This is a genomic window from Brevundimonas sp. UBA6550 (assembly GCF_002434505.1).
GTDB lineage: Bacteria > Pseudomonadota > Alphaproteobacteria > Caulobacterales > Caulobacteraceae > Brevundimonas.
In genome coordinates, this window is the sequence record NZ_DJKE01000009.1 from 1 (window position 1) to 22825 (window position 22825).

Genomic DNA, 22825 nt, shown 5'->3' on the forward strand with positions numbered 1-22825 from the left:
GTCGAGTAATCGACGACACGACCCGGCCTTCGGGCTGACTTGAGTAGCGTACAGAGCGGCCCCCGGAGCGATCCGGGGGCCGCTTTTGCTTTGGGGCGACGGACACCCCATGCCGTCACCCTCGGGCTCGACCCGAGGGCCGGGCGTCGGGCCGCCTTGCGTCGGAGGGGGCGCACAGCCCGATCCGCATCCGATCCTCGGGTCGAGCCCGAGGATGACGGGGGAGGTGGGGAAGGCGGAAGGCGGAAGGCGGAAGGCGGAAGGCGGGAGACGGGAGAGGGCGCGCGTGTTTCGTCTGGCGAGGGAGCGGCCTTGCCTGCAACCGCAAAGCCGGGTTTACGTTCGGAGACGGACGTTAACCTTTCGGTAACCACATGCGACGCGCCATTCGACTGGGTCTTTTCATCGGCATCGTGATCGGCATGAGCGCCTGCGCCACGCAGTATGATGCCGACGGGCGGCCCGTTTCGGGGGCTTATGGCTCGGTCGAGGCGGGGCGGACGGGCTGAGGGGCGAAGGAAAACGTGGCGCTGGCCGCCTTCCTGCCCTAATGTAGCGCCGCGGACGCCGAATGTTGCGCCGCGTTGGTCTCCAAAAACCCCTAGATGTTACTCATCGCTATTGCCGTCGTTCTGCTCCTGGTGGTGCTCAACGGCTTGTTCGCCATGACCGAATTGGCGGTCGTTTCTTCCCGACGGTCAAAACTCCAGGCGCGGGCGGAAAGGGGAGATCGGGGAGCCAGGGCGGCGCTGAAGCTGTCGGAGGAGCCGACGCAGTTCCTGTCGGCCGTTCAGGTCGGCATCACCCTGATCGGCATTCTGGCGGGCGCCTATGGTCAGGCGACCATCGCGGGCGAGCTGGATCGGATTCTGGAAGTAGCCTTCCCGGCGCTGGCCGCCTATACCGAATTCTTCGCCACGGCCCTGGTGGTCGTGTGCATCACCTATGTCTCGCTGATCATCGGCGAACTGGTGCCCAAGCGCCTGGCGCTGATCTTCCCCGAGACGGTGGCGTCCAAGATGGCGGGGCCGATCTCCAGCCTGGCGATCGTGCTGAAGCCGTTCGTGCTGCTGCTGACCGCTTCGACCTCGGGCATATTGAAACTGCTGGGCGTCAAGGACCGCGACGGCTCGGACGTGACCCAGGAAGAGGTCGCCACCATCCTGGCCGAAGGCACCTCGGCCGGTCTGATCGAGCCGGAAGAGCAGGAGATGATCGAGGAGATCATGCGCCTGGGCGACCGTCCGGTGCGGGTGGCCATGACGCCGCGCCACGAAGTGTTCTGGATCGCCCTGGACGACCCTGAAGAAGTGGTCCGCGAGGAAATCCGCACCTGCCCCTATTCGCGCATCGTGGTGGCGCGCGAGAACGACGTCGATAATCCGCTGGGCCTGGTGCACAAGAAGGACCTGCTGGACGCCCTGTTGACCACGGGCAAGATCGACGTCGAGCCGCTGGTCGCCGAACCCGCCTTCATCCCGCAGTCGACCTCGGTGCTGAAGGCGCTGGAGATCCTGAAGGGGTCGCGGGTCCACATGGCCTTCATCGTCGACGAATACGGCGCCTTCGAAGGCGTGGTGACCGCCACCGACATCCTGGAGATGATCGCCGGCGACTTCGACGAGGGGCATGACGAGGAACAGGCCTGGATCCACCAGCGCGCCGACGGCAGCTGGCTGGTGGACGGCCAGACGGACCTGGACGACCTGGCCGACACCCTAGGCGAGGACTTCGGCGAGCATGAAGGCTTCCACACCGTGGCCGGCCTGATCCTGCACCAGATCTCGCGCGTGCCGGACGAGGGCGAAATCCTTCAGGTCGGGCGATTCGAAGTGGAGGTCGTGGACATGGACGATCGTCGCATCGACAAGCTGATCTTCAAGGAACTGATCAAGGCCCAGGACGAGCGCGACGCCGTGGCGGCCCATCTGGAAGACTAGCTGTCGCATTGGCGGGGATAGCGTCACATCGCCCTTGAAATGGCGGGCGGTGTGGGGCATACGCCCCCCTCTGGCGAACGCGCGGGCCGGACGGTTCGCGCGATTGTCTAGGAGTTTAGCTCAGCTGGTAGAGCACCGGTCTCCAAAACCGGGGGTCGTGGGTTCGAGTCCCTCAACTCCTGCCAATCCCCCCTGTCGCTTCCGGATGGGACTTCCCATCTGGGGCGACAGGAACAATTGTGTGAAGAGCAACTGATGGCCAAGGCCAAAACTCCCGGCAAGCGGCCGCAAGGCAATGCAAAGCCCCAGGTCGCTGCGGCCGCCGCCGCCATCACGGTCGATTCGCCCGAGCCCAAGAAGCCCCGCACCAGCCCTGGCCAGTTCATCAGCCAGGTCCGCGCCGAGGGTCGCAAGATCGTGTGGCCCAGCCGCAAGGAGACCTGGATCACCTCGGTGATGGTCTTCATCATGGTGCTGATCGCCTCGATCTTCTTCTGGATCGTGGACACCGGCCTGGGTTACGCCTTCCGCTACATCATCGCTCTCGGATCCTGAGAAAGACGCGCCCATGACCGATGCAGCGCCCGCAAAGCCCGCCAATCCGCGCCACAAGTGGTACATCGTCAACGCCTATTCGAACTTCGAGAAGAAGGTCGCCGAGCAGCTGCGCGATCAGGCCAAACAGCAGGGCCTGGAAGACGCCTTCTCCGAAATCCTGGTTCCGACCGAGGACGTCGTCGAGATCCGTCGCGGCCGCAAGGTGAACTCCGAGCGCAAATTCTTCCCCGGCTATGTGCTGGTGAAGATGGAAATGACCGACCAAGCCTATCACCTGGTCAAGAACACGCCGAAGGTCACCGGCTTCCTGGGCGCGGCCGGCGGCACCAAGCCGCTGCCGGTCTCGGAACGTGAAGTTCAGAACATCATCGGCGCCGTGGAAGAGGGCGTCGAGCGTCCCAAGCCCACGATCCGCTTCGACATCGGCGAGAAGGTCAAGGTCATCGACGGCCCGTTCGCCAGCTTCGACGGCTCGGTCGAGAGCGTGGATGAGGAACACGCCCGCCTGCGCGTCGCCGTGTCGATCTTCGGCCGCGCCACGCCGGTCGAACTGGAATACGCCCAGGTGGAGAAGGTCGCGGGTTGAGGCCGGCGCACCGACGAGGATTTGAAGCCGCGTCCGAGAGGGCGCGGCTTTTTCGTTTCGGGTGATGACGTTCCAACACCGTCATCCTCGAGCTTGACCCGAGGATCGGACGCGGATCGGGCTGTGTGTCGCCCCAGACGCAATGCGGCGGACGATCCGGTCCTCGGGTCAAGCCCGAGGATGACGAAGCGGGGGAGGGTTGCGCGTCAGCCGCGTTGCCTTTCCCGTCCCCCTCTGTTACACGCGCGCCTTCGCTCGGCGGGCCTTGGTTCGTGGAGCGGCAAATCCGTGGGAGGCAGCCATGCCGGACCACGGCTCACCGGCCCTGCGTTCGTTCGTCGGGTCATTCATAGGAGAGACCAATGGCCAAGAAGATTCTCGGCTATATCAAGCTGCAAGTGCCGGCCGGTTCGGCCACGCCTTCGCCCCCGATCGGCCCGGCTCTGGGTCAACGCGGCGTGAACATCATGGGCTTCTGCAAGGAGTTCAACGCACGCACCGAGAAGGAAGCCAAGGGCACCCCGCTTCCGACCGTCATCACCGTCTATCAGGACAAGTCGTTCACCTTCATCACCAAGACGCCCCCGGCGACCTGGTACCTGAAGCAGGCCACCGGCCTGAAGTCGGGCTCCAAGCTGGTCGGCCGTGAAGTCGCCGGCAAGATCACGCAGACGCAACTGCGCGAGATCGCCGAGAAGAAGATGAAGGATCTGAACGCCAACGACATCGACGCGGCGGCCAAGATCATCGAAGGCTCCGCCCGCGCGATGGGCCTGGAAGTGGTGGAGGGCTAATCCATGGCTAAGCAAACCAAGGCTCAAAAGGCCCGCACCGGCGTCACCCAAGACCTGCTGCCCTTCTCCGACGCCATCAAGCTGGCCAAGGAAAACGCCAAGTCGAAGTTCGACGAATCCCTGGAAATCGCCGTCAACCTGGGCGTCGATCCGCGTCACGCCGACCAACAGGTCCGCGGCGTGGTGAACCTGCCTTCGGGCACGGGCCGTGACGTTCGCGTCGCCGTCTTCGCCAAGGACGCCAAGGCCGCCGAAGCCATCGCAGCCGGCGCCGAACACGTCGGCGCCGAGGATCTGTACGAGAAGATCGCCGGAGGCTTCATGGAGTTCGACCGCGTGATCGCGTCGCCGGACATGATGGCCCTGGTCGGCCGTCTGGGTAAGGTGCTGGGCCCGCGCGGCCTGATGCCGAACCCCAAGGTCGGCACCGTGACCCCGAACGTGGCCCAGGCCGTCAAGGACGCCAAGGGCGGCGCCGTGGAGTTCCGCGTCGAGAAGGCGGGCATCGTCCACGCCGGCATCGGCAAGGTGTCCTTCACCCAGGACGCCCTGGAAGCCAACGTGAAGGCTATCGTGGACGCCCTGGTGCGGTCCAAGCCGTCGGGCGCCAAGGGCACCTATGTGAAGCGCATCAGCCTGTCGACCACGATGGGCCCGGGCTTCAAGGTCGACCCGGCCTCGCTGGGCGCCTGATAGGCTCAAGCTGCGGCGCGCTCCGCGCGTCGCGACGGGTTGAAAAGATGAAGGCCCCGGAGAGCGATCTCCGGGGCCTTTTTCGTGGTCAGTAGGCGGCGGTGAAGCGGGCGCGGCTGTGGCGGTGCTGCTCCAGCTCGTCGACCATGGCGATGGCGTAGTCGGCGAAGCTGATCCGGCTGTCGCCGTTTGCGTCCACGACCAGCTGGTCGCCGCCGGTGCGATAGGCGCCGGTGCGGGGGCCTTCCTCGATCAGGGCGGCGGGGGAGAAGAAGGTCCAGTCGATCTCCTTCTCGTGGCGCAGGTCGTCCAGGAAGGTCAGGCCGCCCTTGGCGATGGGCTTCCATTCGGCCGGGAACTGGGGCGTGTCGAACAGCAGGACGCCGGGCGCGACCTCCAGGCTGGCGGCGCCGCCGGTGACGAGCAGGCGCGGAACGCCGGCGGTCTTCAGCGCGCCGAGCAGGGTTTCGGCGGGCACGTCGAAGTGAAGGGCGCTGATGACCGCGTCCGACCCCTTGATCAGATCGGCCAGGGCGGCCGGATCGGAGGCGTCGCCGGCGACGGGAGTGACGCCGGACGCGGCGGGAATGGCGTCGGGCTTGCGGGCGATGGCCGTGACCGAATGGCCGCGAGAGGCCAGCTCCTTGGTAATCTCCGATCCGGCGCGGCCGCTGGCGCCGAGGACTGCGACTTTCATGGAAGGCTCCTGTTGGTTTCCAATGGATACCAGGTGCGGTATGGAAGGCGACCATGCAAGACGGCACCTTTTCCTCACCTGGTCACCTGGACGAAACCTGGATGCGCGGCGACGTCTTCGCCGCCGACTGTCCGACCCGCCAACTGCTGGACCGGATCGCGGACAAGTGGAGCACCCTGGTCCTGATCGTGCTGGGGCAGGGGCCGATCCGGTTCAACGCGCTGAAGCAGCGGGTGGACGGGGTGTCGCAGAAGATGCTGAGCCAGACGCTGAAATCGCTGGAGCGCGACGGGCTGGTGTCGCGCTCGGTCGTGGCCACCGTGCCGGTGTCGGTGACCTATGCGGTGACGCCGCTGGGGATGACGCTGATGGCCGCCATGCAGTCGATGATCGACTGGGCCGAGACGCGGATGCCCGATGTTGCTGCGGCCCAGGCCGATTACGACCGGCGATCCCCGGAGACCCACTGAGCGGCGTCTCCGGCTTTTTTATCGCGGCCGGCGAACGGCCACGCTCCACCCGCGTTCCTGTCGCGACCTTGAAGGGGGCGATATGTTCGGTTTGGCGAAGTTGAGGGGCGACAAGCCCGTGATGGGCGGCGATCCCTGGAAGGGGCGGCTGGCGTTCGGGGCGATCGTGCTGGTGGCCGGCTATTTCGTCGTCCAGCTGGTGGTGACGCTGCAGACCCTGTGGCTGCTGATCTTCGGCGCCATCGTGGTGGCGGTGATCCTGCGGGCCCTGGCCGATCCCATCGTGCGCTGGCTGAAGGCGCCGGACCCGCTGGCGGTGTTCCTGTCGCTGCTGATCGTGGTGGCGGTGCTGGCCGGGGTGCTGGCCCTGTTCGGCGCCCAGATCGCGGACCAGGTGAACGCCTTGGCCGCCATCGTGCCCCAGGGCTGGGCCCAGGTGCAGACCTGGATCGAGGCCCAGCCCTATGCCGCGCAGGTGCTGGAGCAGCTGCAGAACCTGGGCAGCCGCGCGGGCGAGGCCCTGCAGGTGGCGCAGAAGTTCGCCCTGGGCTTCGCCTCGGGCGTGACGACGCTGGTGCTGGTGATCGTGGCGGGCGTGTTCCTGGCCATCGAACCCGCCAAGTCGCGAGAGGGGCTGCTGTCGATCCTGCCCATGAGCAGGCGCGCCCGGATGCGCGAGGTGCTGAACGCCTGCGGCACGGCGCTGAAGGGCTGGCTGAAGGCGCAGCTGTTCTCCATGGTTCTGGTCGGCACCCTGACCGGGATCGGCCTGGCCATCATCGGCGTGCCGTCGGCGCTGGGGCTGGGGCTGCTGACGGGGCTGGCGCAGTTCGTGCCTATCGTCGGGCCGATCGTCTCGACCATTCCCTCGGTGCTGGTGGCGGCGACCCAAGGGTGGGAGACGGCGCTGCTGGCCGTGCTGGTCCACGTCATCATCTCCCAGCTGGAGAGCAACTTCATCACCCCGATGGTGCAGAAGAACGTGGCCAATCTGCCGGTCGTGCTGGGCATCTTCGCCGTGGTGGGGATAGGCACCCTGTTCGGGCCGCTGGGGGTGCTGTTCGCCACGCCGCTGGCCCTGGTGCTGCACACGCTGGTCACGATGCTGTATCGTCAGGACGTGCTGCACGATCCCGACGCCAAGGCGCCGGGACAGAAATAATCCGCTCGTCCGTGCGCTGACAACTTGACGCAGCCGGCGCGATCCCGTTTCGAGAGCGCGCCGAACGGCCGCCGCCGTCGAGGAGCAAGGACGTGACCCGAGCAGACCGATCCAATCCGCACGGCGGCGGGGCCTGATCTTGGCCCGCGTCGGCTCCAAACGCACGGCCCGGTCCGAGACCCGCCAGGTGGCGGCCTTGCCCTGGCGGCTGGAGAACGGCCAGCGGCGCATCCTGATGATCACCTCGCGCGAGACCCGTCGCTGGGTCATCCCCAAGGGCGGGCGGATGGTGGGCAAGACCGATCCCGAGGCCGCCGCCCAGGAGGCGATGGAGGAGGCGGGGGTCAAGGGCGACATCGACAGCCAGTCCATCGGCGTCTTCCGCTACGCCAAGGGGATGAAGGACGGCGGGGTGCGCCAATGCGTGGTCTCGGTCTATCCGCTGGAGGTGCTGATCCAGATGGGCGCCTGGCCCGAGGCGCATCAGCGCGAGCGCCGCTGGATGAGCCTGAACGAGGCGGCGAGCCTGGTGCATGAGCCGGACCTGGCCGCCCTGATCCGCGACTTCGACGCCACGCCCCTGGACGATTAGACAACCGCCGGTCGATTTGCGCTGGTCAGCCCGGATGCGCGCCCGCGATAAGACGGGCGGGAGGCTGTCATGACCATACTAAGAAATCTCGCGCTGGGACTGGCGTCCGGCTTGGCTGCGGCGGCGGTCGCTGCGGGCGTCCAGGCTCAGGCGCGATCGCAGAATGAGACCGTCGTCGTCACGCGCGTCGAGCCGGCGCCTTACGATGCGGCCGTGGCGCGCCGCAGCGACCTGGCGCGCGAACTGATCGGCCTGTCCGTCGGCCCGAACTTCGCCAAGGAGTTCGAGCGCACCATGGTCGCCCAGATGAACGGCATCGGCGACAAGGCGGGGGAGGAATCGGCCTGGGTTCGCGCCAACATGCCGCCGATGATGTCGCGCATGCTGGTTCGCGTGATGGAGGAAATGGTTCCGGTCTATGCGACCATCTACACCGAGGAAGAGCTTCGCGCTCAGATCGAATTCTACCGCACGCCGGCGGGTCGTGCGGTTGCGGCCAAGACGCTGTCGTTGGGCGTGGCGTTGCAGGAAGCGCAGGACAGCGTGCTGACCAGCTTTATGGCCGAGTTCGAAAGCAAATACTGCGCCCGGTTCGACTGCGGCGAAGATACGGAGACGGCCGCCAAGTCCAGGCGCTGAGGCCTAGCCGTCCAGTTCGGGATAGCGGCGGAAGATGCCGTCCTCGTTGAAGGGGATGCGGCGGTCGCTGGCCAGATAGGCGGCGATGCGGGGCAGGGCGGCGACGCGGTCGCGCACGGCGACCACCTTTGGCGTCGTCGCCAGAACGCGGCCCGCCGCCTTGGGGAAGGCGTAGGTCAGACCCTCGACCACCTGGAACAGCGACAGGTCGGCATAGGTCAGGCGGTCGCCGACCATGCCGTCGGCGCCGTGCGGGTTGCGGGTCAGAACCGTCTCGGCCCAGGTCAGGAACTTGGCGATGCGCGCCGTGCGAAAGCCCTCGGCGCGGCGGGCGGCCTCGGGCTTCTGATCGTCGTAATAGGCCATCAGATCGACCGGGTGGTGGGTGTCGTGCGCCTCGGCCACCAGATCGGCCAGGGTCAGCTGGATCTGGTTCAGCCAGGCCCGGTCGCTGTCGCCGTCGGGGCTGAGGCCCAGTTGCGGCCCCAGCCAGGACAGGATGGCCGCGACCTGACCGATGGTGCGGCCGCCCAGGCGAACGAAGGGCGGGGCGAAGGACGGCGTGGCGGCGTCCTTTATCAGGGCCGTCATGGCCGCCCCGTCGTCCTGGCGCGAAACGTCGACATAGTCGGCGCCGGCGGCCTCGAACGCCAGACGCACGAATTCGCCGCGGCCCTGGATGGTGGGCCAGTAATAGAGTTCGTAGGCCATGCGATCCGCTCCTTGATTTCCTGTCGGTGCCGCTGTAAGAGCGCCGCTTCCCGTTGGAGGTTCATCTTCTGACGGTCCTGTCCGAGAACTTCGGGGCGTGGGGGTCACCCAGGCCGTAACTGTCAGAGAGCCCTCTGACGCCGTGGGGAGATGGGGACGCGACCTTGCCGATGTCAGCCCGCATTCCGGGACGGACGCCGTCAGACGCATCCTTCGGACAATACGACCGGCCCGACGTTTCGCAGCGATGCGGCGCGCTTTGGCCAATCCGTCGTCGGGAATAAGCCCGGCGGCGAATACCAAGACTGGAGACCGCAATGGATCGCGCTCAAAAAGCCGAGTCTATCGAAACGCTGAAGGGCGTGTTCGCCGAGGCCGGCAGCGTGGTCGTGACCCACAACCTGGGTCTGACCGTTGCGGAAATGGAAGACCTGCGTGGTCGCCTTCGCAAAGAAGGCGGCGCGTTCAAGGTGGTCAAGAACCGCCTGGCGCTGAAGGCGCTCGAAGCCGAAGAAGGCAGCGACTACCACGGCCTGTTCAAGGGCCCGGTGGGCATCGCCTACTCCGAGAACCCCGGTACGGCCGCCAAGGTCGCCACCGAGTTCGCCAAGGCCAATGATCGCTTCAAGATCATCGGCGGCTTCATGGGCGAAACCGTCGTCGATCAGAAGGGTGTCGAGGCTCTCTCGAAGCTCCCGACGCTGGACGAAGTTCGCGGTCAACTCATCGGCCTGCTCAACGCGCCTGCGACCCGTATCGCCGGCGTGCTGCAAGCACCCGCCGGTCAGCTGGCCCGCGTGTTCAACGCCTACGCCACCAAGGAAGCCGCGTAAGCGGCCCCGCCTTTCATCTCTGCATCACTCTCTAAACCTCATCCTCCGAAGGAAAACTGACAATGGCCGACCTCGCCAAGATCGTCGAAGACCTGTCCGCGCTTACCGTTCTGGAAGCCGCTGAACTCTCCAAGCTGCTGGAAGAAAAGTGGGGCGTCAGCGCCGCTGCTCCGGTCGCCATGGCTGCTCCGGCCGCCGGCGGCGGCGCTCCGGCTGAAGCCGCCGAAGAGCAAACCGAATTCACCGTCGTCCTGATCGACGGCGGCGACAAGAAGATCAACGTGATCAAGGAAGTCCGCGGCGTCCGTTCGGACCTGGGTCTGAAGGAAGCCAAGGACCTGGTCGAAGGCGCTCCGCAGAACGTCGTCGAGAACGTCTCCAAGCAAGCCGCCGACGAAGTCGCCAAGAAGCTGACGGAAGCCGGCGCCAAGGTCCAGATCAAGTAATCTGGGTCTCAGCTCTGCTGATATCGGAAAGGCCCGGCGGGAAACCGCCGGGTCTTTTCTTTTGGGCCTACCGCGCGCAGCGCTGCTTGAGGCCGGTGGGGTGGCTCGTCGGTTGGCGGTGGAGCGAGGCGCCGCCCTTGCGTCATCTCACTTCTGCGGTCGAGTGCGGGCGGCGAAGAAGGCCCACAGGGCGTCGTTGTCGGCGACCCAGCTGTGGCCGCCGCCTGTGGTGATGCGGCCCACCACGTCCGCGCCGTCGCGGCAGGCGGCGTAGCCTTCCTCATAGACCTTGTCGGCGATCCAGCGGGTGTCGCGCACCTGGGTGCAGCCGTTCAGCTGGGCCCAGCGCTGTTCGGCGGCGTGCATGGTGTAGCTCCAGTAGCCCGCGCCGCCGCCCTGGATCGGATTGGTCGCATCCGCGTCGCCGGCGAAGGCGATGACCGGCATGGGGCGCGAGGGACGGCAGGTGGCGGGGTCGGGTTCGTCCGGCCGGTCCTTCCTGGGATTGCCGGCGCGCAGGCCGACGACGGGGGCGATGGCGGCGAAGCGATCGGCGGCGACGCACCCCAGCCAGGACGCCATCCGCCCGCCGCCCGACAGGCCCGTCGCATAGACGCGGCTGTCGTCGACGCAGCCCCGGGCCGCCAGATAGCGGATGGCTGTCGTCAGATAGGCCACGTCGTCGGCGTCGCCGGGGCCGGGCACGGCGCCGGTGATGGTCGGCACGCCGGGGATGTTCCAGACGAAGCCCCGCTCGACCGGGATGCCGGCGTCGGGAGCGGCGACGATGAAGCCGTGCCTGTCCGCCGCCTCGGCCAGCCGGGACGAGGCCAGCATGGACGCGCCCGTGCCGCCGCTGCCGTGCAGCAGGAAGACCAGCGGCGCGGGGCGGGCGGGGTCGAAACCGGCCGGGATGTGCAGCAGCAGGGTCCGACCCGATCCGCCGATGGCGACGGCCTGGGTCTGGCCCGGCTGGCCCAGGCCGCACGGCGCGGCCGCCTGGGCGGTCTGGCCGAACAGGCAAAGGCCGACGAGGGCCGCGATCAGGCCGATCAGACGTTTCATCGGGGTTCGCCCTTGGTGACTGCAGCGCGCAGGTTGGGACGTTTCGCGCGCGCAGGCCAGCCTTGAGGCGGGCGGGCCGCCTTCCCATCTGTGGACGCCCCAAGAGACGGAACCTGTTTCATGAAAATCCTGCTGGTGCTGACGTCGCACGATCAACTCGGCGACACGGGCAAGAAGACCGGCTTTTGGCTGGAAGAACTGGCCGCGCCCTACTATGCGCTGAAGGATGCGGGCGCGGAGATCGTGCTGGCCTCGCCCAAGGGCGGACAGCCCCCGCTGGACCCCAAGAGCGACGACGCCGACGCCCAGACCGAGGACACGCGCCGCTTCAAGGCCGACGCCGAGGCGCAAGCCGCCCTGGCCGCGACCGTCGTCCTGTCGTCGGTGAAGGCCGAAGATTTCGACGCCGTCTTCTATCCGGGCGGTCACGGCCCGCTGTGGGACCTGGCCAATGACGCGGACTCCATCGCCCTGATCGAGGCCTTCGCCAAGGCGGACAAGCCGACCGGGTTCGTCTGCCATGCGCCGGGCGTGCTGAAGTCGGTGAACGGGCCGGACGGCAAGCCGTTGGTCGAAGGCCGCAAGGTGACGGGCTTCACCAACTCCGAAGAGGACGCCGTGGGCCTGACCGACGTTGTGCCGTTCCTGGTCGAGAATGTGCTGATCGCCAATGGCGGCGACTATTCCAAGGGGCCGGACTGGGGGTCTCACGTCCTGACCGACGGCAAGCTGGTGACCGGCCAGAACCCGGGGTCGTCGCGCGCGGCGGCAGAGGCGTTGTTGGGATTGCTGAAGGGGTAGAACCTGAAGTCTCCTCCCCGCCTTGCGGGGAGGAGACGGGCTGGTCGGCCTCAGCGCCGTCGGGGCGCGAGGATGTCGGACAGGCGGTCGGGGGTTCCCTCGATCCGTTCCAGGCGCGGATAGCGCAGGCCGTCGTGATAGGCGAAGGCGACGGTGCGGAAGCGGTCGCCGGATTTCAGCAGCAGGTCGAGGGGGGCGTCGGTCCCCTTGGCGGCGGTGACGGCCTCGCGCAGGACCTCGGCCGAGGCGGCCTTGCCGTTGACGGCGACCAGGCTCCAGCCCGCGCCGACGCCTTGTTCGAAGGCGGGGCCGCCCCAGCGGATGTTGGTCAGCTTGTCGCCCGACAGGGTGAAGCCCAGCGAATACTGGAAGTCGTTGGCCCAGCCGGTCTGGACCGCCTTTTCGTCGGCGTTGGGGGTGTCGGTGTAGGTCAGGCGCCAGCCGGCGCGGGCCAGGCCGTCCAGCGGCGCGCGGGCGTCGGGGCCGACGGCGTCGAGGCGGCTGCGCAGGAAGGCGGCCCAGTCGTGCGGATAGACGGCGTTCAGGGCCGCGACCACGTCCTGGAAGGTGTAGCCCTGAGGCGCCCATTGGCCGTCGTCGTGGCCGAAGAAGCCCCGGGCGAAGTCGTCGAGGGACCTCCTGCCGTTCGTGCCCTCGCGGATCAGGGTGTCGGCGTCCAGCCAGACCAGCAGGCTTTCGCGGTAATAGTCGCCGGTGCCGCGCATCCATGACGGATACTGGCCCGTCACGCGGTAGCCCAGCAGGTTGTGGTTGTTGGTGTCCTGAAGCGCGCGCCACTGGCGGCCCGGCTGCTGGTCGTAGAAGGCCGCCACATTGGCCAGGGTGGCCAGGGCCACGCCCTTGGAATGCAGGCCGGCGCGGGCGGCCAGCACGTCGCCCCAGTATTCGGTCTGGCCTTCATAGACCCACAGAAGCGTGTTCTGGGTCGGGACGTTGTGGTTGGCGGTCAACTCGTCCGCCGGGCGCATGAACTTGCCGTTCCAGGAGTGGGTGTATTCGTGGGGCAGGAGGCCCCGGTCGCCGGCGCTCTTGGCCCAGTTGGTGAAGAAGTCGGGGGCGCCGGTGTTCTCGGACGAGCGGTGATGCTCCAGCCCGATGCCGCCCATCTGGTCGGTCAGGGCGAACAGGAACTCGTAGCGGTCGAAGTGGCGGGCGCCGAACAGGCGGTCGGCCTGCTGGACCATGTTCTCGAACAGCTTCAGCTGCTCGTCGGTGGCGGCCAGGCCCTTGGCCTCGTCGGCCAGGATGTTCAGATGAACGCGGTCGCCGCTGGGGTCGATGTCCACGCGGCGATAGTGGGCGCCGGCGAAGATGGGGCTGTCGATCAGGGTGTAGAGGTCGGTGGGGGCGAAGGTCGCCACGTCGCCGTCCTGGGACGCCGTGGTCAAGGCCGTGCCGTATTTCCAGCCGGCGGGCAGGACGACCGAGGGGGCGACCTGGATCTGGCGGCTGAAATAGCCGGCGGGATAGAGGATGGCCTTCTCCCACTGCAGATTGACCATGGCCGGGGTCATCAGCACGCGCCAGTTCGAGCTGTCGGGCTGGGTCAACTGCTGGAACGCGACCTCGATGCTGGTCACGCCCGCCGGGATGTCGAGATGGAAGGCGTAGGGGTCCAGCGTGTCGCGCAGCCACTCGATCCGCTGGCCATTGGCGGTGACGGTCAGGCCGGACAGCAGCTGGATCGGGCCGGTGGCGGCGTGGTTGCCGGGCAGGAATTTCGGATAGAGCAGGGTCAGCGGACCGGCGGCGGCGACCGGGATGGTCTGGCGCACCCGGATGATGCGGCGGTCCAGATCGGTGATGTCGGCGCGGTGCTGGATCACGCCGGGATAGGGCTTGTCCTGCGGCGCTGGGATGGCCGGCTGGGCGCGGGGCAGGGCCAGCGGCGCCTGGGTCGCGTCGGTGATGACCGGGGTGGACCGGAAGGTCTGGGACTGCGCCAGGACGGGGGCCGGGGCGGCGGCGGCCGTCATCAGGACGGCGAAACAGGCGGCGGTCAGGCGGGTACGCGGCATCAGGTCATCCGGGTCGGCGGGGGAAGCCGCACCGTCGGGGGCGGGGGGCGATGCGTCAAGCGTGGCGTTCTGTCTCCTCCCCATGAAATGGGGAGGTGGCGCGGCGCGCCTTCGCGCCGTGACGGAGGGGTTCTGCGACGCATCGCAGGTGTCCGTGGGGCGTGAAGAGCCCCTCCACCACTTCGTGGTCCCCCTCCCCACGCGTGGGGAGGAGACGTGTCTCTGCTGCCTAGCGCCGTCTTGGCGTCAGAATGTCGCCGAGGCGGTCGGGGGTTCCCTCGATCCGTTCCAGGCGGGGGTAGCGCAGGCCGTCGTGATAGTCGAAGGCGACGGTCCGGTACTGGTCGTCGTCCTTGACGATCAGGGTGACGGGCGTCGCGGGATCTTTCGCAGCGGTGATCGCTTCGGCGAGGCGGTCGGGGGTGGCGGCCGCGCCGTCGACGGCGACGATCTCCATGCCCACGGCCAGGCCCGCCTTGAATGCCGGGCTGTCCCACTGGACGCTGCGGATCTTGTTGGCCTCGCCGGTCTGGAAGCCCAGGGAATAGGTGAAGTCGTTGCGCTTCAGCTCTGCATACAGGGTCTTCATATAGTCGGTGGGCTTGTCGGCGAAGGCCAGGCGCCAGCCGCCGCGCGCCAGGCCGTCCAGCGGGGCGCGGGCGTTGGGACCATCCGCGTCCAGACGGGTGCGCAGGAAGGTCGCCCAGTCGTTGGCGACCACGCCGTTCAGGGCCGCGACCACGTCCTCGAACGTATAGGGGACGGGCGCATAGCTGCCGTCCTGGACGCCGTAGAAGGCGCGGGCGAAGTCGTCGAGCGATTTCCTGCCGTTCGTCTTCTCCCGGATCAGGGTGTCGACGTCGAGCCAGATCAGCTGGCCCTCGGAATAGTAGTCCTCGTCGCGCTGCCACGACAGCCAGCCCTTGGCCTGGCGTTGGCTGATGATCGGATCGTTGGTGGTGTCCTGAAGGGCGCGCCACTGACGGCCGACGCGCGTGTCATAGGTCGCCGCCGTCAGGGCCAGGGCGTCCATCGCCTGTTGCGTGCTGAGAAGGCCCGAACGGGCGGCGATGACCTGGCCGTAGTACTGGGTCTGGCCCTCATAGACCCACAGCAGGCTGTTCTGCAGGGGCGAGTTGAAGTTGGGCACATACTGGTCGGCGGGGCGGCGCCATTTGCCGTCCCAGGAGTGGTTCATCTCGTGGCTGAGCAGGTCGCGGTCGGACAGGTGCGTGGCCCAGCCGGTGAAGAAGGCGGGATCGACCGAGTTCTCGGAACTGCGGTGATGCTCCAGCCCGATGCCGCCCAGCCTGTCGGTCATGGCGATCAGGAAGTCGTAGTGGTCGAAGTGACGCGCGCCATAGAGGCGGTCCATTTGGGTCACCAGATTGCGCAGTATCTGGATCTGCTCGTCCGTGGCGTTCAGGCTGTCGGCCTCGTCGGCGACGATGTTGGCCCGCACGGGCGAGCGGCCCCCGGGATCGAGGTCGATCTGGCGATAGTGGACGCCGGCGAAGACGGGGCTGTCGATCAGGACTTCCAGATTGACCGGCTTGAAGGTCTGGACGTCGCCGTTCTTTTCCAGCGGCTCCAGCGCCGTGCCGAACCGCCAGCCGGTCGGGAGTTTGACGGTGGGCTGGACCATGATGTTGCGCGACCAGTGACCGGCCGGATAGAGCAGCATCTTCTCCCACTGAAGGTTCAGCATCTCGGGCGTCATGGTGATGCGCCCTTGAGCGCCGGCGGTCGGCGACAGGTGCTGCAGCTTCACCTCAAGCGCGGTCGCGCCGGCGGGAACCACGACGTGGTAGGCGAAGGGGCGAAGGGTGTCGCGCACCCATTCCACGCGCTGGCCGGCGGCGGTGATCTCGATGCCTGCAAGCTGGGGGATGGGGCCGACCGGGCCGTGGTTGCCGGGTAGCCATTCGGGGAAATACAGCACCATCGGCCCGGCCTGGGTGACGGGAATGGTCTCGGTCACGGAGAAGATGCGCTGCGACAGGTTGGTGGCGTCGACGTCCAGCGCGATCACGCCGGGATAGGCCACGTCCTGGGCGTCCGGGATCGGCGGCAGGGGCGCGGGCAGGGCGGGAGCGTAGGTCGAGGCCTGCTGCGCCAGGGCGGCGGGGGAGGCCGTGACGAGCAGAAGGGCGAGGCTGGCGGCGCGCAGACGGGTGGGGATCATCACGGACTCTCAAAGCCTTACCGGGGAGGCGCGACAGTCCGCCGCAGGGGCGGGGTCGTCAAGCGGCGCTGAACTTGGACTCCCGAAAAAACAGTCCAACGAGTCCAAGAGTCCAACTTTCACCGACGGGCTAGGTTTAATCGACATTAAGCCCCAACCGTCATTCCGGGGCTGAGCGAAGCGATGAACCCGGAACCCAGGGCTACAGCCACATCGCTGGACGCGTCCGATGCCGGATGCGAACCTCCTGGGTTCCGGGTTCGTCCTTCGGACGCCCCGGAATGACGATCCAGGATTTCTACCGACTGAATGTCGATTGGTCCTAGAGGTCCTTCGGGGCCGCGCGCATGGCGCCGATCGAGGCCTTCAGGTCCGCCAGGTCCCGGCCGATCTTGTCGTTGAGGCGCCGCATCCGATCGCCGTCGCGATCATGGGCGATGGCCGCCAGTTCCTTGTGCAGACGGGTCCAGCCGCGCGCCTCGATCATGCGACCCTGACGGATGGCGCGGGCGGCGTTCCACCAGGCCTTCTCGCACAGATCGGCCGCTGCGGGCAGGCCGTCGTCGCCGTCCTGGTCCTGCGAGGAGGAGGTTAGGGGCGTCGCGTCGGCCGGGAACGACGCCGGATCAAGCGGCGCATCGCCGTCAGCGGGGGCGTCGTCCATCGGCGCGGATGCGGGCATCCAGTTGCGATAGTCGCCCGGATCGTCGCTGACGTGGAAAGGGGCCGCCGCAGGCTGATCCAGCCTGCGCCAGCCTTCCTGTTGCGCGCGCCAGCGGAAGGTGGACAGCGGCAGGCTGTGGCGCTCGCACACCTCGGAGGCGGAACCGCCGGCGAGATAGTCCGCGCGCGCGGCGGCCCAGGTCTCGGCCGAACGGCGCGTTTGAGGCGGGGGCGGGGAATCGGGCAGTCGGCGGATGTGATCGGTCATGCCGACCATGATGCGCGCGCCGCTTCCTATGGCCGGAAGAATGACGCTGGCGGCTTGCAAGGCATTGAAAACACGGGCCGCGTCGTCCGCAAATAGGATGGCAGGCGGGCGCCGGCCATCCTATTTCAGGGTTCAGCCGGGCTTGACCTCCAACAGTTCGACCGAGAACCGCAGGGTGGAGTTGGGCGGCAGTTCGTCGCCGCCGACCCAGCGCGAGCCATAGGCCAGGGAGGCGGGAATGACGAACTCGTAGATCTCGCCGACGTGCATCAGGGCCACGCCCTCGGTCCAGCCCTTGATGACGCGGTTCAGCGGGAATTCGGCCGGTTCGTTGCGAGAGTAGGAGCTGTCGAACTCGCGCCCGTCGATGAATGTGCCGCGATAGTGGACCTTGACCGTGTCTGAGCCGGAAGGCTGGGCGCCGTCGGGATGGGCCTTGCCCACGCGGCGGTATTGCAGGCCGCTCTCGGTCGTGGTCCAGCCGCGCCGGGCGCCGTTCCAGGCCAGATAGTCGGCATTGCCCTGGTCCCACAACTGCTGGGCCGTCAGTCCGGCCTCGCCCTGAACCTGGGCGGCGGCGCGAGCGGCGGCGGACGCCGTCTCGGCATAGGTCACCGGCTGGCGCGTGGCGCAGGCGGACAGGGCGAGGACGGCGAGCAGGGGCAGGGCGATGCGAGTCATATGGCGACGCTAGAGGAGGTCGATGAAGGCGGCAATGCGTGACTTTTCCTCCCCGTTGCGTAGCAATGGGGAGGGGGACCGCGAAGCGGTGGAGGGGCTGTTTGCCGTCTGAACCGATCATCTATCAGCGCGCCGCGAAGATGAGGCGAGCGCTGACGCCGCCGGAGGCGCGGCTGTGGGCCTGTCTGAAAGGCGGCAGGCTGGGCGGCTCCATGTTTCGACGCCAGCATCCGATCGGACCCTATATTCTGGACTTCTATTGCGCGGCGGCGCGGCTGGCCGTCGAGGTGGATGGCGCGATCCATGAACAGGACGGTCAGGCCACACATGATCTACGTCGCACCGCCTGGCTGGCGGAGCAGAAGATCGATGTAGTGCGCTTTTCCGCCCTGAGCGTTAGGGATGGGCTGGATGAAATCCTGACATTCCTGGCAGGCGAGGTTCGTGCGCGATCAAGGTAGCGGGCGTCTGCGAGGCGGATGCGGCCCCTCCACCACGCCCGTTGGGCGCGGTCCCCTCCCCATCGCACGCGATGGGGAGGAAAGGGCCTTTATTTCGTCGCGAATGCGCGTATATGTGCGCGTTCCCGCAACACTCCATTTGAGTCTGCGCGCAAGCGCCGAGGCCCGGTCCGTCGCCCTCCGACCGGAGCGAAGGCGCGGCTCCTTCCCCAGGGAGCCGGTACATTTCAGGCGTCCTGGCCCGGCAGCGGGCCGAGGGTGGACGCCGAAAACCTGGCTGCGGACGCTGAAGGGCGCGCCGTGGCTGCTGCATTTCGCGCACGGCTTCTCCCGGGTCGTGCGTCATGGGAAACACTGAATGACTGACGTCGCCCACGATCTCGCCATCAACGGTCAGATCGCTTCCGCCACCTCGTTCACCGGCAAGAAGCGCATCCGCAAATCCTTCGGGCGCATTCCCGAAGCGGTGCAGATGCCGAACCTGATCGAGGTTCAGCGCGCCTCCTACGAACAGTTCCTGCAGCGCGAGGTCCGTCCGGGCCAGCGTCGCGACGAGGGCATCGAAGCGGTCTTCAAGTCGGTGTTCCCGATCAAGGACTTCAACGAACGCGCTATCCTGGAATACGTCTCGTACGAGTTCGAAGAGCCCAAGTACGACGTCGAGGAGTGCATTCAGCGCGACATGACCTATGCCGCGCCGCTGAAGGTCAAGCTGCGCCTGATCGTGTTCGAGACCGACGAGGAAACGGGAGCCCGTTCGGTCAAGGACATCAAGGAGCAGGACGTCTATATGGGCGACATCCCGCTCATGACGGACAAGGGCACCTTCATCGTCAACGGCACCGAGCGCGTGATCGTGTCGCAGATGCACCGTTCGCCGGGCGTCTTCTTCGACCACGACAAGGGCAAGACGCACTCCTCGGGCAAGCTGCTGTTCGCCGCCCGCGTGATCCCGTATCGTGGCTCGTGGCTGGACTTCGAGTTCGACGCCAAGGATGTGGTCTATGTCCGCATCGACCGCCGCCGCAAGCTGCCCGCCACGACCTTCCTGATGGGGCTGGGCATGGACGGCGAGGAAATCCTGAAGACCTTCTACGAGACCGTGCCCTACGAGAAGCGCGGCGAGGGCTGGGTCACGCCGTACAAGGCCGAGCGCTGGCGCGGGGTGAAGCCCGAGTTCGACCTGGTCGACGCCGACACCGGCGAAGTGATCGCCCAGGCCGGCCAGAAGATCAGCGCGCGCGCCGCCAAGAAGCTGGGCGACGCCACGACGTCGCTGTCGCTGGCCGCCGACGCCCTGCTGACCAAATATCTGGCCAATGACGCGGTGAACTTCGAGACCGGCGAGATCTTCGCCGAGGCCGGCGACGAGCTGGACGCCCCGACCATCGAAGTGCTGGAGCAGAACGGCTTCACCACCATCGAGGTGCTGGACATCGACCACGTCACGGTCGGCGGCTATATGCGCAACACCCTGCGCGTCGATAAGAACGACAACCGCGAGGACGCCCTGTTCGACGTCTATCGCGTGATGCGTCCGGGCGAGCCGCCCACCCCGGAAGCCGCCGAAGCCATGTTCAACTCGCTGTTCTTCGACAGCGAACGCTACGACCTGTCGGCCGTCGGCCGGGTCAAGATGAACATGCGTCTGGAAAGCCCGGAGGTCTCCGACGAGATCCGCGTCCTGCGCAAGGACGACGTGCTGAAGGTGCTGCAGATCCTGGTCGGCCTGAAGGACGGTCGCGGCGAGATCGACGACATCGACAACCTGGGCAACCGCCGGGTCCGTTCGGTCGGCGAACTGCTGGAAAACCAGTACCGCGTCGGTCTGCTGCGCATGGAGCGCGCCATCAAGGAGCGCATGTCCTCGGTCGATATCGACACGGTGATGCCGCACGACCTGATCAACGCCAAGCCGGCCGCCGCCGCCGTTCGCGAGTTCTTCGGTTCGTCGCAGCTGTCGCAGTTCATGGACCAGACCAACCCGCTGTCGGAAATCACCCACAAGCGTCGCCTTTCGGCGCTTGGCCCGGGCGGTCTGACGCGCGAGCGCGCGGGCTTCGAAGTCCGCGACGTTCACCCGACCCACTATGGCCGCATCTGCCCGATCGAGACGCCGGAAGGCCCGAACATCGGCCTGATCAACTCGCTGGCCACCCACGCGCGGGTCAACAAGTACGGCTTCATCGAAAGCCCCTACCGTCGCGTCAAGGACGGCCAGGCTCAGGGCGAGGTGGTCTACATCTCGGCCATGGAAGAGTCGAAATACACGATCGCCCAGGCCAACATCGAACTGAAGGACGGCCAGATCGTCGAGGACCTGGTCCCCGGCCGGATCAACGGTGAATCCCAGCTCCTGAACAAGGACGCCGTGGACATGATGGACGTGTCGCCAAAACAGGTCGTTTCGGTCGCCGCCGCCCTGATCCCGTTCCTGGAAAACGACGACGCCAACCGCGCGTTGATGGGCGCCAACATGCAACGTCAGGCCGTGCCGCTGGTGCAGTCGGACGCGCCGCTGGTCGGCACCGGCATGGAGGCGGTCGTGGCCGTGGACTCCGGCGCCGTCGTGGTCGCCCGTCGTGACGGCGTCGTCGAACAGATCGACGGCACCCGCATCGTCGTGCGCGCCACCGGCGACGTGGACGCCGCCCGTTCGGGCGTCGACATCTATCGCCTGTCGAAGTTCCAGCGTTCCAACCAGTCGACCTGCATCAACCAGCGCCCCATCGTGCGCGTGGGCGACGAGGTGAAGGGCGGCGACGTGATCGCCGACGGTCCGTCGACGGACCTGGGCGAACTGGCCCTGGGCCGCAACGCCCTGGTCGCCTTCATGCCGTGGAACGGCTACAACTTCGAAGACTCCATCCTGATCTCCGAGCGCATCGTGCGCGACGACGTCTTCACCTCGATCCACCTGGAAGAGTTCGAAGTCGCCGCCCGCGATACGAAGCTCGGGCCTGAGGAAATCACGCGCGACATCCCCAACGTCGGCGAGGAAGCCCTGCGCAACCTCGACGAAGCGGGCATCGTGGCCATCGGCGCCGAGGTCCAGCCGGGCGACATTCTGGTCGGCAAGGTGACGCCGAAGGGCGAAAGCCCGATGACCCCGGAAGAGAAGCTGCTGCGCGCCATCTTCGGCGAGAAGGCGTCGGACGTGCGCGACACCAGCTTGCGCCTGCCGCCCGGCGTCGCCGGCACCATCGTGGACGTTCGCGTCTTCAACCGTCACGGCGTCGACAAGGACGAGCGCGCCATGGCGATCGAACGCGCCGAGATCGAACGCCTGGGCAAGGACCGCGACGACGAGCTCAAGATTCTTGAGCGCAACGTCTACGGCCGCCTGAAGCCGCTGATCGTCGGCAAGACCGCCGTGTCGGGGCCCAAGGGCATCGGCCGTGGCGAACTGACCGACGAGAAGCTGGCCGAGGTCAGCCGGGGTCTGTGGTGGCAGATCGCCCTGGACGACGAAAAGACCATGGGCGAGCTGGAGGCGATGAAGCGCCAGTTCGAGGACGCTCGCAAGCAACTGGACCGTCGTTTTGAAGACAAGGTCGAGAAGCTGCAGCGCGGCGACGAACTGCCCCCCGGCGTGATGAAGATGGTCAAGGTCTTCGTGGCCGTGAAGCGCAAGCTTCAGCCCGGCGACAAGATGGCCGGCCGTCACGGCAACAAGGGCGTCATCTCCAAGATCCTGCCGATCGAGGACATGCCGCACCTGGAAGACGGCACCCACGTCGACGTCGTTCTGAACCCGCTGGGCGTGCCGTCGCGCATGAACATCGGCCAGATCTTCGAAACCCACCTGGGTTGGGCCGCAGCCGGTCTGGGCAAGCAGATCTCCGGTCTGCTGGAAGCCTGGCAGCAAGGCGGGCAGAAGCAGGCCCTGGTCGAGCGGCTGACCGAAATCTACGGCGAGGAAACCCCTCTGCCGCAGGACGAGGAAGAGCTGATCGAACTGGCCAGGAACCTGTCCAAGGGCGTGCCGTTCGCGACCCCCGTCTTCGACGGCGCGCACATCGGCGACATCGAGCGTCTGCTGGAAGAGGCGGGGCTGAACAAGTCGGCCCAGTCGATCCTTTACGACGGCCAGACCGGCGAGCAGTTCAAGCGCCCGGTCACGGTGGGCTACATCTACATGCTGAAGCTGCACCACCTGGTCGACGACAAGATCCACGCCCGCTCCATCGGCCCGTACTCGCTGGTCACCCAGCAGCCGCTGGGCGGCAAGGCGCAGTTCGGCGGTCAGCGCTTCGGGGAAATGGAGGTCTGGGCTCTGGAAGCCTACGGCGCCGCCTACACCCTGCAGGAAATGCTGACGGTGAAGTCCGACGACGTGGCCGGCCGGACCAAGGTCTACGAGGCCATCGTCCGTGGCGACGACAGCTTCGAAGCCGGCATTCCCGAGAGCTTCAACGTGCTCATCAAGGAAATGCGTTCGCTGGGTCTGAACGTGGAGCTGGAGAACAGCTGAGGCGTGAATGGTGAGCCGTGAATCGTGAGTGGGCCGATCCCGTCACGATTCACGGCTCACGGATCAC

General features: G+C 66.9%; 22 protein-coding genes and 1 tRNA gene. 16 read left to right on the forward strand and 7 right to left on the reverse strand.

Features of this window, described 5'->3' with window-relative positions:
- Window positions 1-374: 374 nt before the first annotated feature.
- From B3Z70_RS12105 to rplA, 7 genes are all read left to right on the forward strand, one after another.
- On the forward strand, window positions 375-509 hold the full coding sequence (locus B3Z70_RS12105; RefSeq protein ID WP_292045663.1) for a hypothetical protein: 135 nt from the start codon (window positions 375-377) through the stop codon (window positions 507-509).
- 96 nt (window positions 510-605) lie between these two features.
- A complete protein-coding gene (locus B3Z70_RS12110) occupies window positions 606-1940 on the forward strand; it encodes a hemolysin family protein (protein WP_292021162.1) in 1335 nt (444 codons plus the stop codon).
- A gap of 109 nt (window positions 1941-2049) precedes the next feature.
- A tRNA-Trp gene (locus B3Z70_RS12115) sits at window positions 2050-2125 on the forward strand.
- Window positions 2126-2195: 70 nt separating this feature from the next.
- Window positions 2196-2495, forward strand: a complete 300-nt coding sequence (gene secE, locus B3Z70_RS12120; protein ID WP_292021161.1) for a preprotein translocase subunit SecE — start codon at window positions 2196-2198, stop codon at window positions 2493-2495.
- A 13-nt stretch (window positions 2496-2508) separates the two neighbouring features.
- Window positions 2509-3084: a transcription termination/antitermination protein NusG gene (gene nusG, locus B3Z70_RS12125; protein WP_017506694.1), complete on the forward strand. Its 576-nt coding sequence runs from the start codon at window positions 2509-2511 to the stop codon at window positions 3082-3084.
- A gap of 362 nt (window positions 3085-3446) precedes the next feature.
- Window positions 3447-3878 (forward strand): 50S ribosomal protein L11, encoded by a 432-nt coding sequence (gene rplK, locus B3Z70_RS12130; RefSeq protein ID WP_292021159.1) that lies wholly within the window; start codon window positions 3447-3449, stop codon window positions 3876-3878.
- Window positions 3879-3881: 3 nt separating this feature from the next.
- On the forward strand, window positions 3882-4571 hold the full coding sequence (gene rplA, locus B3Z70_RS12135; RefSeq protein ID WP_292021157.1) for a 50S ribosomal protein L1: 690 nt from the start codon (window positions 3882-3884) through the stop codon (window positions 4569-4571).
- Between the two features lie 88 nt (window positions 4572-4659).
- On the opposite strand, the gene B3Z70_RS12140 is transcribed toward rplA, so the two are convergent.
- Window positions 4660-5268, reverse strand: a complete 609-nt coding sequence (locus tag B3Z70_RS12140) for an NAD(P)-dependent oxidoreductase (protein WP_292021155.1) — start codon at window positions 5266-5268, stop codon at window positions 4660-4662.
- 53 nt (window positions 5269-5321) lie between these two features.
- On the opposite strand from B3Z70_RS12140, the gene B3Z70_RS12145 reads away from it, so the two are divergent.
- From B3Z70_RS12145 to B3Z70_RS12160, 4 genes are all read left to right on the forward strand, one after another.
- On the forward strand, window positions 5322-5738 hold the full coding sequence (locus tag B3Z70_RS12145; RefSeq protein WP_292021153.1) for a winged helix-turn-helix transcriptional regulator: 417 nt from the start codon (window positions 5322-5324) through the stop codon (window positions 5736-5738).
- An 82-nt stretch (window positions 5739-5820) separates the two neighbouring features.
- A complete protein-coding gene (locus B3Z70_RS12150) occupies window positions 5821-6900 on the forward strand; it encodes an AI-2E family transporter (protein ID WP_292021151.1) in 1080 nt (359 codons plus the stop codon).
- 139 nt (window positions 6901-7039) lie between these two features.
- Window positions 7040-7492 carry an NUDIX hydrolase gene (locus B3Z70_RS12155; protein WP_292021149.1) on the forward strand — a complete coding sequence of 151 codons (453 nt, stop codon included), beginning with the start codon at window positions 7040-7042 and terminating at the stop codon, window positions 7490-7492.
- A 69-nt stretch (window positions 7493-7561) separates the two neighbouring features.
- The gene (locus B3Z70_RS12160; RefSeq protein WP_292021147.1) at window positions 7562-8131 is read left to right on the forward strand and encodes a DUF2059 domain-containing protein; all 570 of its coding nucleotides are present in this window, start codon (window positions 7562-7564) and stop codon (window positions 8129-8131) included.
- Between the two features lie 3 nt (window positions 8132-8134).
- Here B3Z70_RS12160 and B3Z70_RS12165 read toward each other — a convergent pair whose 3' ends face one another.
- Window positions 8135-8842 (reverse strand): glutathione S-transferase, encoded by a 708-nt coding sequence (locus tag B3Z70_RS12165; RefSeq protein WP_292021145.1) that lies wholly within the window; start codon window positions 8840-8842, stop codon window positions 8135-8137.
- Window positions 8843-9159: 317 nt separating this feature from the next.
- On the opposite strand from B3Z70_RS12165, the gene rplJ reads away from it, so the two are divergent.
- Complete coding sequence (rplJ, locus tag B3Z70_RS12170) at window positions 9160-9675, forward strand: 50S ribosomal protein L10 (protein WP_292021143.1); 516 nt, start codon at window positions 9160-9162, stop codon at window positions 9673-9675.
- A 62-nt stretch (window positions 9676-9737) separates the two neighbouring features.
- Window positions 9738-10121, forward strand: coding sequence for a 50S ribosomal protein L7/L12 (gene rplL / locus B3Z70_RS12175; RefSeq protein WP_292021141.1), 384 nt, complete (start codon window positions 9738-9740; stop codon window positions 10119-10121).
- 147 nt (window positions 10122-10268) lie between these two features.
- Here the strand turns inward: rplL and B3Z70_RS12180 are convergent, their stop codons facing one another.
- Window positions 10269-11186 (reverse strand): alpha/beta hydrolase family esterase, encoded by a 918-nt coding sequence (locus B3Z70_RS12180; RefSeq protein ID WP_292021139.1) that lies wholly within the window; start codon window positions 11184-11186, stop codon window positions 10269-10271.
- 120 nt (window positions 11187-11306) lie between these two features.
- On the opposite strand from B3Z70_RS12180, the gene B3Z70_RS12185 reads away from it, so the two are divergent.
- On the forward strand, window positions 11307-11987 hold the full coding sequence (locus tag B3Z70_RS12185) for a type 1 glutamine amidotransferase domain-containing protein (protein ID WP_292021137.1): 681 nt from the start codon (window positions 11307-11309) through the stop codon (window positions 11985-11987).
- A 50-nt stretch (window positions 11988-12037) separates the two neighbouring features.
- Here the strand turns inward: B3Z70_RS12185 and B3Z70_RS12190 are convergent, their stop codons facing one another.
- From B3Z70_RS12190 to B3Z70_RS12205, 4 genes are all read right to left on the reverse strand, one after another.
- Complete coding sequence (locus tag B3Z70_RS12190; RefSeq protein ID WP_292021134.1) at window positions 12038-14026, reverse strand: M61 family metallopeptidase; 1989 nt, start codon at window positions 14024-14026, stop codon at window positions 12038-12040.
- Between the two features lie 229 nt (window positions 14027-14255).
- Entirely contained in the window at window positions 14256-16211 is a 1956-nt protein-coding gene (locus B3Z70_RS12195; protein ID WP_292021132.1) for a M61 family metallopeptidase, read from the reverse strand.
- A 322-nt stretch (window positions 16212-16533) separates the two neighbouring features.
- Window positions 16534-17142 carry a hypothetical protein gene (locus B3Z70_RS12200; RefSeq protein WP_292021130.1) on the reverse strand — a complete coding sequence of 203 codons (609 nt, stop codon included), beginning with the start codon at window positions 17140-17142 and terminating at the stop codon, window positions 16534-16536.
- Window positions 17143-17274: 132 nt separating this feature from the next.
- Window positions 17275-17823 carry an FKBP-type peptidyl-prolyl cis-trans isomerase gene (locus tag B3Z70_RS12205; RefSeq protein WP_292021128.1) on the reverse strand — a complete coding sequence of 183 codons (549 nt, stop codon included), beginning with the start codon at window positions 17821-17823 and terminating at the stop codon, window positions 17275-17277.
- A 101-nt stretch (window positions 17824-17924) separates the two neighbouring features.
- On the opposite strand from B3Z70_RS12205, the gene B3Z70_RS12210 reads away from it, so the two are divergent.
- Both B3Z70_RS12210 and rpoB read left to right on the forward strand, forming a co-directional pair.
- The gene (locus tag B3Z70_RS12210) at window positions 17925-18284 is read left to right on the forward strand and encodes an endonuclease domain-containing protein (RefSeq protein WP_292045665.1); all 360 of its coding nucleotides are present in this window, start codon (window positions 17925-17927) and stop codon (window positions 18282-18284) included.
- A gap of 358 nt (window positions 18285-18642) precedes the next feature.
- Window positions 18643-22758, forward strand: a complete 4116-nt coding sequence (rpoB, locus tag B3Z70_RS12215) for a DNA-directed RNA polymerase subunit beta (protein ID WP_292021126.1) — start codon at window positions 18643-18645, stop codon at window positions 22756-22758.
- Window positions 22759-22825: the final 67 nt, after the last annotated feature.